Here is a 13,149-nt window from a genome sequence, read left to right as displayed (position 1 = left end):
GCTCAGAAATGCTCAGATTCACATCGTCGCCTGTCCCTAACCTGTAGCCATGCGTGATGTGATCCTGCTGGAAGACGAGGCCGTGCTGCGCGAGGAGTTGAGCGAGTTTCTCGCCGGCAACGGTTATCGGGTCGATGCCGAAGGCTCGCTCGAAGGCTTCTGGCGCCGCTACGATCCGGCGCGTCACGGCATCGCGGTGGTGGACCTCGGCTTGCCAGACGGTGACGGGCTGGCGCTCATCCGCGAGTTGCGCGAACGCGGCGAGCGGCTGGGCATCGTCGTGCTGACCGCGCGCGGCGGCGCGCGTGACCGCGTTGCGGGGTTGGACATCGGCGCCGACTACTACCTGCCCAAGACCGCCGACCTGGACGAACTTGCCGCCACCCTCGCAGCGCTGTCCCGCCGCCTCGGGGATTCGCCCGCCGCGCTGCCGGCCGACGCGTGGGTGCTGGAGCTGGGCGCGCGCCGACTGTCGGCGCCGGGCTTTCCGTCGATTGCTCTGTCCGAGCAAGACCTCACGGTGCTGCACGCGTTGATGCGCGGTGCCGGAGAAATCGCCAGCCGCCAACAGATCGTTCAGGCACTCGGCGAACACTTCCTGAGCTACGACCAGCGCCGCCTGGACACCCAGATCCGCCGGCTTCGGCGCAAGGTGAGCGATGCCACCGGGCTGGCGCTGCCGCTCAACACTGCGCGCAATGCCGGCTACCGCTTTCACGCCAAGGCGTTGATCAGGCCCTGACCCCGTTCCGATGCGGCACCCGGGTGCCTATCTCCGCTGCGCGCAGGCCTTCTCGCTGGCAATGGCCAAGCTGCCTTTGTCGGTGATCGCCTGCACATGCACGGCTTCGGGAGCGAAGCTCTTCGCCTTGCCGTGCCCTTCCACAGTCACTTCGATCATGCCGCCCGCAGCCAACCGTTTGGCCGCGGCGACATCGGCCGACAAGGTGAGCCATCGAGGGGGCGTCATGCGGCCGATCCTCATCAGCAATTGAATGTCCATGGGGCGTCTCCTCGAGGTTGCGACAGTGCCGAAAGCCTGTCATTCGAGCCGTTGGCGCGGCAGGCAAATTGCAAAAACGCAACCGATGCCCGGCACATCCTGAACAGTCAACGTGCCAAGGTCGGCCTCGATGCTTTGGCGCGCGATGGAAAGACCCAGGCCCAGGCCTGTCTTGTCATGGCTGTGCTGGTTGAAGGGGGCGAACATCCTGGTGGCGCTTCCAGGCGGCAGCCCTCCGCAGTGATCTTCGACTTCGATCCGTACGTGTTCTTCGAACGCATAGGCCTTCAAGGCGACATCGGTGTGAGGGCGGGTGAACTTGAACGCGTTCTGCAAGAGGTTTGTCAATGCGGCAAGCAGCAGCTCGCGATTGCCGCGAATGGCCAGCAGAGGGGCTACAGGAGCCACTTCGAAGGCACAGCCCGCGGCGCTTGCAACGAGTTGGGCGGCGGCTTCAGCTTCCTTGATGAAGGCGGCAACTGAAAATGTCTGCCGCTGTTCCGGCGCGCTGCTGCGCACTTCGGCGAGCGCGCGGCTGATCAAGGTGCCCATCGCGGACAGGCTGCGCTTCAGGACGGTTCCAGTGGCGCCACGCACAGTCATGTTGCTGAGTTCGAGGGCGTGGATCGCAAGGGTTGCCGTTCCCAGCGAGTTGCGAAGTTCGTGAACCAGAAAGCCCATGCGCTCGTTCGCGTCGAGGCTTTGCTGACGCGCAATCTGCGTATCGCGCTGGTAGCTGAACTCGGTGACGGCATCGGCGATGGCGTTGTCCAGGCAGCGATTCAACGTGCGGAACTCGCCGACGGCAAAGGGCGCATCGCGCTCGAAGGCCATGTCCGTGATCGCCTGGCAAAGGTCGCCGTAGTCGTGCACGACCTGGTCGACGGTGTATCCCAGCTTGAGCAGTTCCTTGCCATGGGCCGTGGCGGTAACGCCCATTTCCGACAGGGCCAGCAAATCCCCGCCCGATGGGCCCGAGATCCTGAGGCTGTCCTCAGGTTCGTCGGCCTCTTCTGCCGCAAGGGTGCGTATCAACTGGTCAAGGAACAGGGGGATGCCGTTGGCCAGTTGCTGTTCGGTTGCGGCGCGCCGGGGTCTCAGCGCAACCTTCGACTTGCACCGTGAAACCAGTTCTTCCCGGTTGTTGGTGAGAAAGGTGCGCATGTGTTTCAAGACCTCGATGGCTCTCGCCGGGTTCGTCGATGAATACGCCTGCTGGGTGTCCAAGGCGTATTTGTCCATCGTTACCCGCGCGGGGAAGTCCCGTCTGTGCGCTAGCGAACGGACCCGGCACGCGCGATGGCAGCCGCGAAAAGCACATGACCTGATCTGCCGGTGTGGCCGTAGGAGCGCAGGCCGTGTCCGGGGCTAAGAGCGCGAGCGAACAGACGATGACTACCGCCACGGCGAGAGTGAGACGCGCGGTTTTTTCTGCGTGTCACCCATTCCAAAGGAATCGTCATGAAGTACACACTGCCATCACTGCTCGTCCTTGGCCTGCTCGCGCTAGGCGCCTGCACCGGCCCCATGGGCCCACAAGGCAACACGGGCTACACCGGCGCTACGGGCGCACGAGGGAACACCGGCAACACCGGATACACCGGCGCTCAGGGCGAGACCGGCAATCAGGGCAACACGGGCAACACTGGCAATACCGGTGCCACTGGTGACACGGGCAATCAGGGCCAGCCGGGGAACCAGGGCAACACCGGTGCGACGGGGGCCAAGGGCAATACGGGCAGCAGGGGTGCCGGGGGCGGCGACACCGTCGTAGTCGTTCCTCCTGCACGCTGACGCGTCGCCGGCTGAGGGCTAAGGAGCAGGCGCCCGCAGTGGCTCAGCCGGCTTGCACTGCCGCTTCTTCGTCATCGCGCATCCGATGGCTTGCGACCACGCAAAGCGCGATGTGCAGGATGGGAATCCACAGGGGAAGTCCGAACATCGAAAGAACGAAGAACGCCTTGGCGCTCGGAAAGATGTCGCGCAGAACGAAGGAGAGCGTTGCGAGCATGCCCAGTGCCATTGGCATCCATAGAACGGGCGAAGCTTTCCTGATGCCGGCCGCACCGCTGATCAGGAAGGTCAGCGACATTCCCCAGAACCCGAACAGCCCGATGTAGGACACGACAAGCGCGATCGCCGTGCCCAGCGTATCGGGGTGCGGCGTGCCCATGAACTGCGGAAAGATGATCGCCCCTCCCAGCAGCGACAACACGGAGAGCGGCAGCGCGATGAAAAGAATCTCTGCAACGATCAGCAGCGTGTTCAGGGTCTTCAGCATGAAAGTCGCGCGGGTCGCGGTGTCACGCCGGCTGCACCGCGCGCTCCAGCGGCAGCCACAGCACGAAGCGCGTTCCGGTCGGGCGCGATTCCCACCTCACCGTGCCCTTGATCGCCTGCGCCCGCCGCCGCTGGTTCTGTATGCCCCGGCCCGATGCGGATGCATTGGCCAGCGCCTTGTCGACATCGAAGCCATGGCCGTTGTCTTCGATGGTCACCTGCACGCCCGATGCCGACAGCGCGGTGCCGACGCGGATTTCGGTGGCGCGCGTGTGGCGAAGGATGTTGGCGATGCTCTCCTGCACGATGCGCAGGATGTGCAGCGCGCTGGACGGGTCGAGCCACGGCAGGTCGGGCATCTCCTGCACTTCCCATTGCAGCGACACGCCCGTGCCTTCGAGCCGCGGCTCCAGCCGGTAGCGCAGCGTGGCGAGCAGCAGCAGCAGGTCGGCCTCGACGGGCTCCAGTGAATCGAGCGTGAGCTTCAGGTCGTCCAGGCAGCTCTTGAGAATCTGCGAGACCTTGGTGTCGCTCATGCCGCCGACTTCCACCGAGCGGATGGCGCTGATCAGCGATGAGCCCAGGCCGTCGTGCATGTCCTGCATCAGCCGCTGGCGTTCGTCGCTGATGGTCTGGCGGCGCTCCACTTCGCGCAGTCGCCGGTGGCTGTCCTCGAGTTCGGCTTCGCGTGTCTGCAGGCGCTCGGCCAGGCTGGCGTTGAGGTCTTCCACCTCGGCGATGGCATCGACATAGCGCCGGTACATCAGCGCGCCGAACACGCTGAACGCCACCGCGTTGGTGTAGGCGCCCAGGTACCAGGCTTCGGGGCTGATGAAGTTGTTCTGCAGCAGCCAGTCGGTCACGCCGAGCAGGGTGCACACGCCGATGCCGGCCGCGACCAGCCGGCCTTCGTTGGAGCGGCGCCAGGCGCTGATGCCGCCCACCAGGCAAACGGCTGCGCCCATGAGCGCGGCAACGGAGTAGATGAGCGGCGTGACCTGCGGGGTGTTCCGCAGGATGGCGAGGTTGGGCATCGTCAGCACCGCGATGGTGGCCGTGATGCCCACCACGCCATAGGTCAGCCATTTGAGCGGCCGGCCATGCAACTGGCGCAGGAAGAAGTGCACCACCATCACCAGCCAGAACAGCGCGTTGACGGTCAGCCAGGCAAACCAGTCGTTGGCGACCGGCAGGCCCACGTAGAAATGCAGGCCGCGCAGGAAGGACGTGGCGGCGAGGTTGAAGAACAGCAGGTAGCCCATTTCATGCTGGCGCTTGAACCACACGAACAGCGCGAACACGCCCACGGCCATGAAGGCCGCGCTGAGCATCGCGGGCAGTTCCTGCTGCAACCATTCGCGCAGGCGATAACTGCCCCGCAGCGCTTCGGGCGGGCCCAGCCACAGCGAAGACAGCGCCACCTGCGCGCTCTGGGTGTGCTCCAGGCGAAGCAGGATCTCGTTCAGCGGCGTGCCGTCGGCATTCTTCTCCAGCATCACCCACAGCGGGGTGCGGGTGCTGTTCCACAACGGGCCCTGTTGCTGCGCGCGGTGCACGAGGTGGCCGTTGGCATAGACCGCGATGGTGCCGTCCGTCTTGACGCGCACGCCGTACAGCGCCAGCGGCCCCGAGGTGGGCGGCAGGTCGCGCGCGGACAGCTTGATCCACGTGACGCGGGTGGCGCCGCCGGAGGCGCCGTCCTTGGCCTGGCGCAGCAGCGCGATGGGCAGCGCCAGCGGCAGCTCCACATGCTCCCAGGTGTCCGGCAGGGCCGTGCTGTCCTGCGTGAGCGGTGGTGCGCTGAAACCCGATGCGTCCTCGACCTGCCAGTCGGCCTGCGTCATGTGCAGCAGCGCCTCGGGCTGGCGCTCGCCACCGGCTCCGCCGAACAGGGCACCCACGGCGGCCAGCAGGGCCATGGAAAACACAAGCACCACGATGGCGAGAAAGGGCGCGGGGCGGTGGTTCAAGGGGCGTTGGGAAGGGCGCGTCCGGAGCGGACGCACCGCATATGTAACTTATTTTCTCGCAATGTTACTAATCAGCCAGTATTCCCTGGGTTCTTGCCTCGTAGATTGCTTCCGCCTTGGACGTGACTTTCAGCTTGGTGTAGATGCGCCGCACGAAGGTCCGCACCGTGAAGTGGGACAACTGCATGAGCTTGGCGATCTCGTGCGCGGTGAAGCCCTTGGTGATGAGATCGAGCACTTCTTTCTCGCGGGCCGACAGCGGTGTCGATTCGCTGCCCGCAGACGCCGCCTGGGTACCGGTGGCAGTGCTGCCGCCCGACACGCCCTGGCGGAAGCGCTCGAGCACCTGCCGTGCGATGAGCGGGCTGATCGGGCTGCCGCCGCTGGCGAGGCTGCGGATTTCGTCGACGGTCTTGGTGGGGGAGCTGTCTTTCAGCAGGTAGCCGGCGGCACCGGCCTCGATCGACTGCATCACGTGCATCTCGTCGCCGAAATTGGTGCTGACCATGATGCTGCAGTTGGGCCACTGCTGCGCCGCGGCGCGGATGACGTCGATGCCCGAGCCGTCCGGCAGGCCCAAGTCGACCAGCAGCACATCGGCCGGCGGCCCCTGGAGCATGGCCAGTCCCGCGGCGCGTGTGCTGGCTAGGCCTGCCAGGCGCATGTCCGGCGCGTCCCGCACGACCTGGCTCAGTGCATCGCTGAAGCAGGGGTCGTCCTCGACGATGACGACGTGGATGGGGGGCTGGTCCTGTTCGGTGCGCGCGCGTTGCATCGGGGCGCCATTTTGCGACGGATTCAAGAGGGGGCCCGTAGCGCATTCGTTCTACGGACAACTTCCGCCGCCGCCCATAGCATCCGGCCGCAGCCACGGACCCCGCGCAGGCCGTGCGCACGACGTCGCCGCGCGGCGCATCGGGCACCCCCATTTCCATCTTTCAGTTTCGTTGAGGTCTCACCTTGAACCACGCCTATCGCCTTGTCTGGAATCACGCGGCCCATCGCTGCGTTCCCGCGCCTGAAACGGCCAAGGGGCGCGGCAAGTCGGCAGGGCGGGGCGCTGTTGTCGTGGCCCTGTGCGCCGCCGTGTCGGGTGCGGGGGCATGGGCTGCGCCCGGCGGCGGCAGCATCAGCGCGGGCAGCGGGAGCATCACGCAAAACGGCGGCACGACCACCATCGTCCAGGGCAGCCAGAACCTGTCGATCAACTGGGCCCGCTTCGGCATTGCCGCGGGCGAGAGCGTCAACTTCATCCAGCCGGGCAGCAGCGCGATTGCGCTGAACCGCGTCACGGGCACGGAGGCTTCGGCCATCCACGGCAGCCTCACAGCCAACGGGCAGGTGTGGATACTGAACCCCAATGGCGTGCTGTTCGGCAACGGCGCCAGCGTCAATGTCGGTGGGCTCGTGGCCTCGACGCTGTCGTTGAGCGATGCCGACTTCATGGCCGGCAAGCGCAGTTTCTCGGGCGACGGCACGCAGGGCGCCGTGGTCAACCAGGGCCACCTGACCGGCGGCTACGTGGCGTTGCTGGGCAACACCGGCACCATCACCACCGCCAATGGCACCGCCGCGCTGGCTGCGGGCGACAGGGTGTCGCTGGACTTCAGCGGCAACCGCCTGCTGTCGGTGCAGGTGGATGAAGGCACGCTGAACGCGCTGGCCGAGAACAAGGGGCTGATCCGCGCCGACAACGGCACGGTGATCCTGAGCGCCAGCGCCAAGAATGCGCTGCTGGACACGGTGGTCAACAACGAGGGCGTGATCGAGGCGAAGGGCATCGACAGCAGCGGCGGCGCCATCCTGCTGCTGGGCGGCATGAATGGCGGCACGGTCAAGGTGGCGGGCAGCCTCGATGCATCCGCCGCCGGCAGCCGCAACGGCGGCTTCGTCGACACCAGCGGCGCGCATGTGCAGGTGGCCGAAGGCGCCAGGGTCAGCACGCGGTCGGACAGCGGCAAGACGGGGACCTGGCTGATCGATCCGACCGACTTCACCGTCAGCGCAGGCAGCGCCGGCGGCACGGCCAGCGGCATCGGCGCCGTCACGCTGGCGAGCAACCTCGCCAACAACAGCGTGACGCTGCGCACCAGCAACGGCGCGGGCAGCGACCCGGGCGACATCAACGTCAATGCGGCGGTGAGCTGGAGCGCCAACACGGTGCTCACGCTGGAGGCTTGGCGAAACATCAACATCAACGCGCCCATCACCGCCACCGGCGCCACGGCGGGGCTGGTGCTGAACTTCGGCAACTACGGCAGCACCGGGAGCGTCGCGAGCGGCACCGACTACCAGCTCGCCGCGCCGGTCACGCTCAGCGGCGCCAACGCCTCGCTCGCCATCAACGGCAACGCGTACCGGCTGATCCACAGCATGGCCGACCTGCTGGCCATCAACAGCCAGGGCCTGGGCGGGCGTTATGCGCTGGCGCAGGACCTGGACGCAGCCGGCACGACCTACGGCGATGCGCTGGTGGCCGCGGGCGGCAACGCCTTCGGCGGGACCTTCGCGGGGCTGTACCACACCATCTCCAACCTGAAGATCGTTTCGACGAGCGGGGCCGTGGGGCTGTTCGGCACCACGGATGCCGGCTCGATGGTCCGCGACATCGGCCTGGCGGGCGGCAGCCTGAGCGCGGGCGGCACCACCGGCGGGCTGGTCGGGCGCAACGGCGGCAGCATCTTCAACGCCTACAACACCGGCAGCGTCAGCGGGGCCTCCGATTCCGTGGGCGGACTGGTCGGCGAGAACAGCAGCACCGGCAGCATCCGCAATGCCTACGCCACGGGCCGGGTGAGCGGCGGCGCGCGGTACGTCGGCGGACTGGTCGGGCGCAGCTACGGCGCGATCGACAGCGCCTATGCCACCGGCGACGTGAGTGGCGACCGCGGCATCGGCGGGCTGGCTGGCGGTGGCGACGGGCACATCGACAACGCCTACGCCACGGGCGCGGTGAGCGGCAACAACTACCTCGGCGGGCTGGTCGGCATCACCACCAGCGGCGCCAACCTCAGCAACGTGCGCGCGGGCGGCCAGGTGACCGGCACCGCAAGCCTCATCGGCGGGCTGGTGGGCCAGAGTGCGGGCACGATCACCAACGCTTATGCCACGGGCCTGGTGACGGGCACCGGCGGCATCGGCAACAACGTGGGCGGGCTGGTGGGCCAGAACAGAGCCGGCGCGACCATCCGCAATGCCTATGCCACGGGCAATGTCCGTGGAGCGGGCTACTCCTACGTCGGCGGCCTGGTCGGCTCCAACCTCGGCACGATCGACAGCGTCTATGCCAAGGGCAACGTCGAGGGCCAGCAACGGGTGGGCGGGCTGGTGGGGCAGAACCAGGCGGCCAGCATCTCCAACGCCTATGCAACGGGCACCGTGACGGGCACTTCCTACGCCATCGGTGGCCTGGTCGGCACGAACACCAGCGGCGGCACCATCACCAGCGCCTTTGCCACCGGCAATGTGAGCAGCCCGGGGGACAGTGTCGGCGGGCTGGTGGGTGAAAACACAGGCGGCTCGATCGACACCGTCTATGCCACGGGCAGCGTGAGCGGCGGGGGCGAGGGCACCGGCGGGCTGGTCGGGAAGAACCAGGACAGTGTCAGCAATGCCTACGCCAGCGGCCAGGTCACCGGCCCCTCCGCGACGGGCGGCCTGGTGGGCTGGAACCTGGGCGGAAGCACCAGCAACAGCTACTGGAACACCGAGACCACCGGGCAGGGCGGCAGCGGCGGCGGCACCGGGCTGACCAGCGCGCAGATGATGCAGGCCGGCAGCTTCGCCGGCTGGGACATGGCAACCACCGGCGGCAGCTCGGCGGTCTGGCGCATCTACGAAGGCAGCACCGCGCCGATGCTGCGCGCGTTCATGACCGGGCTGACCGTGAGCGCCGACAGCGCCACCAAGACCTACGACGGCACCACCGCCTTCGGCAGCGGCAGCGGCTATGCAACGAGCGACCCCGGCGCGAATCGCGGCCTGATCCTCGGCATGGTGGCCTACGGCAACAGCAGCAGCAAGAACGTGGGCAGCTACAGCATCGGCATCGGCGGGCTGTACTCGTCGCAACTGGGCTACGACCTGAGCTTTGCCGCCGGCACGGCTACGATCACCGCCGCCACCCTGACGGTGAACGGCACGACGGCGGGCAACAAGACCTACGACGGCACCACGGCCGCGACAGTCGGCGGCGGCAGCCTGGGCGGGCTGGTTGCCGGGGACAACGTCACGCTGAGCCAGAGCGGCACCTTCAGCGACAAGAACGCGGGCACGGGCAAGTTCGTGAACGTGGCCAACAGCCTTTCGGGCAGCGACGCCGGCAACTACATCGTGCTGGCGGGCCTCACGCCCACCACGGCCGACATCCGCGCCGCCACGTTGACGGTCAACGGCACGACGGCCGCCGACAAGACCTACGACGGCACCACCGGCGCCGTGCTCAGCGGTGGCAGCCTCGGCGGCGTGGTCGGTGGCGACACCGTCACGCTGAGCCAGAGCGGCAGCTTCGGCGACAAGAACGCCGGCACAGGCAAGACGGTGAACTACGCCAGCAGCATCGCGGGCGGCGATGCGGGCAACTACGTGCTGGCATTCAGCAGCGGCACGACCACCGCGAACATCGGCGCCGCGACCTTGACGGTGAACGGCACGACGGCCGCCAACAAGACCTACGACGGCACCACCGGCGCCGTGCTCGCTGGCGGCACTCTGGGCGGCCTGATCGCCGGCGACACCGTCACGCTGAGCCAGAGCGGCAGCTTCGGCGACAAGAACGCCGGCACGGGCAAGACGGTCAACTACGCCAGCAGCATCGCAGGCGGCGATGCCGGCAACTACGTGCTGGCGTTGAACAGCGGCACGACCACGGCCGACATTGCCCGCGCCGCGTTGAGCGTCAACGGCACCACGGCCTCCAACAAGACTTACGACGGTACGACCGCCGCCACGCTCAGCGGCGGCATCTTGGGCGGCGTGATCGGCGGGGATACCGTCACGCTCAGCCAGAGCGGTGCCTTCGGCAACAAGAACGCCGGTGCCGGCAAGACCGTGACCATTGCCAACAGCCTGGGCGGCAGCGACGGCGGCAACTATTTCGTGGTGGCGGGCAGCACCACGGCGGACATCGGCGCGGCGACGTTGACCGTAAGCGGCACCACCGCAGCCAACAAGACCTACGACGGCACCAGGGGCGCCACGTTGAGCGGCGGCGCACTCGGCGGTGTGATCGCGGGCGATACCGTCGTGCTCAACCAGAGCGGCAGCTTCGGTGACAAGAACGCGGGCACCGGCAAGACGGTGAACTACGCCAGCAGCCTGTCGGGCGGCGATGCCGGCAACTACGTGCTCGCGTCGGGCAGCGGCACGACCACGGCCGACATTGCCCGCGCCACGTTGTCGGTCAACGGCACCACGGCGGCCAACAAGACCTACGACGGCACGACCGCAGCCACGCTGAGCGGCGCCAGCCTCGGTGGGCTCATCGCAGGCGACACCGTCACGCTCAGCCAGAGCGGCAGCTTCGGCGACAAGAACGCGGCCACGGGCAAGACGGTGAGCTACGCCAGCAGCATCGCGGGCAGCGATGCCGGCAACTATCTGCTGGCGTCGAGCAGCGGAACCACCACCGCCGACATTGCGCGCGCCACGCTGTCGGTCAACGGCACCACGGCGCTCGACAAGACCTACGACGGCACGACCGCCGCGACGCTGAGCGGCGGCGCCTTGGGTGGCGTGATCGCCGGTGACACCGTCACGCTGAGCCAGAGCGGCACGTTCGGCGACAAGAACGCCGGTACGGGCAAGACGGTCAACTACGGCAGCAGCATCACGGGCAGCGACGCGGGCAACTACGTGCTGGCGTCGAACAGCGGCACGACCACGGCGGACATTGCCCGCGCCACGTTGTCCGTCAACGGCACCACTGCGGCCAACAAAACCTACGACGGCACGACGGCCGCCACGTTGAGCGGCGGCGCATTGGGCGGTGTGATCGCCGGCGACACCGTGGCGCTGAACCAGAGCGGCAGCTTCGGCGACAAGAACGCCGGCACGGGCAAGACGGTGAACTACGCCAACAGCCTCTCGGGCGGCGATGCCGGCAACTACGTGCTGGCATCCGGCAACGGAACGACCACCGCGAACATCAACGCGGCGACCTTGACGGTGAACGGCACGACCGCCGCCAACAAGACCTACGACGGCAACACGTCCGCCACGCTCAGTGGTGCAAGCCTGGGTGGCCTGATCGCCGGCGACAGCGTGGTGCTCGGCCAGAGCGGCACGTTCAGCGACAAGAACGCGGCCACGGGCAAGACCGTCAGCTACGCCAGCAGCATCACCGGCGGCGATGCCGGCAACTATGTGCTGGCATCGAGCAGCGGCACGACCACGGCCGACATCGCCCGCGCCACGTTGTCCGTCAGCGGCACGACGGCGGCCAACAAGACCTATGACGGCACCACGAGTGCCACGGTCAACGGCGGCACTCTGGGTGGCGTGATCGCGGGCGACACCGTCACGCTGAGCCAGAGCGGCAGCTTCGGCGACAAGAACGCCGGCACGGGCAAGGCGGTGAACTACGCCAGCAGCATTGCAGGCAGCGACGCCGGCAACTACGTGCTGGCGTCGGGCAGCGGTGCGACCACGGCCGACATCGCGGCGGCCAAGTTGATCGTCAGCGGCACGACCGCCGCCAACAAGGTCTACGACGGCACCACGAGCGCAGCGCTGAGCGGTGGCGCACTGGGCGGCGTGATCGCCGGCGATACCGTCGCACTCAACCAGAGCGGCAGCTTCGGCGACAAGAACGCCGGCACCGGCAAGACGGTGAGCTACGCCAGCAGCCTGTCGGGCACGGACGCCGGCAACTACGTGCTCGCGTCGGGCAGCGGAACGACCACCGCCGACATCGCCCGTGCGACCTTGTCCGTCAACGGCACGACCGCGGCCAACAAGACCTACGACGGCACCACCGCCACCACGCTGAGCGGCGGCGCGCTGAATGGCCTGATCGCCGGTGACAGCGTGGTGCTGAGCCAGAGCGGCGCATTCAGCGACAAGAACGCAGGGGCGGGCAAGACCGTCAGCTACGCCAGCAGCATCACCGGCGGCGATGCCGGCAACTATGTGCTGGCGTCGGGCAGCGGCACGACCACGGCCGACATCGCCCGCGCGACCTTGTCCGTCAACGGCACGACCGCGGCCAATAAGACCTACGACGGCACCACCACGGCCACGCTCAACGGCGGCACGTTGAATGGCCTCATCGCGGGCGACAGCGTCGCGCTGCAGCAGAGCGGTGCGTTCGGCGACAGGAACGCCGGCACGGGCAAGACGGTCAACTACGCCAGCAGCCTGTCGGGCAGCGACGCGGGCAACTATGTGCTGGCATCGAACAGCGGCACGACCACCGCCGACATCGGCCGCGCCGCATTGACCGTGACGGCCAACGACGACAGCAAGACCGCCGACGGCCGCGCCTACAGCGGTGGCAACGGCGTGCACTACAGCGGCTTCGTGGCCGGCGAGAGCAGCGGCGTGCTGACCGGAAGCCTGCTCTATGGCGGCACCGCGCAGGGCGCGATGGGCGCGGGCAGCTACGGCATCGCCGTCAGCGGGCTCGGCGCGGACAACTACGTTTTGAGCTTCGCGGACGGCACGCTGCTCGTGCGCGCCGCGCCCGTCGTTCCCGTCGCGCCGGCGGTGCCGGTCACGCCGGTCACAACGACCGATCCATTGCTGCGCGTCGTCCAGCAACGCTTGCAGGCCGACCCGCCGGCTTCGGAGTTCCAGCCACCGGAGCGCGCTGCATCAAGCAGCCAGACGGCGGTGCTGAACGTGCAGGACTGCGGCATGCGACTGGCCCCGGGCCAGACCTGCAACTGATGCCCCCTT

8 protein-coding genes are annotated in these 13,149 nt (G+C 67.7%); 3 read left to right on the top strand and 5 right to left on the bottom strand.

The features are described from left to right. Nucleotides 1-49: 49 nt before the first annotated feature. Nucleotides 50-742, top strand: a complete 693-nt coding sequence (locus ACSFB7_RS13415) for a response regulator transcription factor (protein WP_435470784.1) — start codon at nucleotides 50-52, stop codon at nucleotides 740-742. A 27-nt stretch (nucleotides 743-769) separates the two neighbouring features. Here ACSFB7_RS13415 and ACSFB7_RS13410 read toward each other — a convergent pair whose 3' ends face one another. After that, complete coding sequence (locus ACSFB7_RS13410; RefSeq protein ID WP_435470782.1) at nucleotides 770-1,003, bottom strand: hypothetical protein; 234 nt, start codon at nucleotides 1,001-1,003, stop codon at nucleotides 770-772. 39 nt (nucleotides 1,004-1,042) lie between these two features. Beyond that, on the bottom strand, nucleotides 1,043-2,167 hold the full coding sequence (locus ACSFB7_RS13405) for a sensor histidine kinase (protein WP_435471047.1): 1,125 nt from the start codon (nucleotides 2,165-2,167) through the stop codon (nucleotides 1,043-1,045). A 297-nt stretch (nucleotides 2,168-2,464) separates the two neighbouring features. Between ACSFB7_RS13405 and ACSFB7_RS13400 the strand changes: the two genes are divergently transcribed. Further along, a complete protein-coding gene (locus ACSFB7_RS13400; protein ID WP_435470780.1) occupies nucleotides 2,465-2,797 on the top strand; it encodes a collagen-like protein in 333 nt (110 codons plus the stop codon). Between the two features lie 43 nt (nucleotides 2,798-2,840). Here ACSFB7_RS13400 and ACSFB7_RS13395 read toward each other — a convergent pair whose 3' ends face one another. From ACSFB7_RS13395 to ACSFB7_RS13385, 3 genes are all read right to left on the bottom strand, one after another. After that, nucleotides 2,841-3,284 (bottom strand): hypothetical protein, encoded by a 444-nt coding sequence (locus ACSFB7_RS13395; protein ID WP_435470778.1) that lies wholly within the window; start codon nucleotides 3,282-3,284, stop codon nucleotides 2,841-2,843. Between the two features lie 22 nt (nucleotides 3,285-3,306). Beyond that, a complete protein-coding gene (locus ACSFB7_RS13390; protein WP_435471045.1) occupies nucleotides 3,307-5,202 on the bottom strand; it encodes a sensor histidine kinase in 1,896 nt (631 codons plus the stop codon). A 118-nt stretch (nucleotides 5,203-5,320) separates the two neighbouring features. After that, nucleotides 5,321-6,028 (bottom strand): response regulator transcription factor, encoded by a 708-nt coding sequence (locus tag ACSFB7_RS13385; RefSeq protein ID WP_435470776.1) that lies wholly within the window; start codon nucleotides 6,026-6,028, stop codon nucleotides 5,321-5,323. A 185-nt stretch (nucleotides 6,029-6,213) separates the two neighbouring features. Here ACSFB7_RS13385 and ACSFB7_RS13380 point away from each other — a divergent pair, with 185 nt between their 5' ends. Then, entirely contained in the window at nucleotides 6,214-13,140 is a 6,927-nt protein-coding gene (locus tag ACSFB7_RS13380) for a YDG domain-containing protein (protein ID WP_435470774.1), read from the top strand. Nucleotides 13,141-13,149: the final 9 nt, after the last annotated feature.

Source organism: Variovorax raffinosi, assembly GCF_051216615.1.
Lineage (GTDB): Bacteria > Pseudomonadota > Gammaproteobacteria > Burkholderiales > Burkholderiaceae_C > Variovorax.
This window is presented reverse-complemented; position numbering and strand designations above follow the sequence as displayed.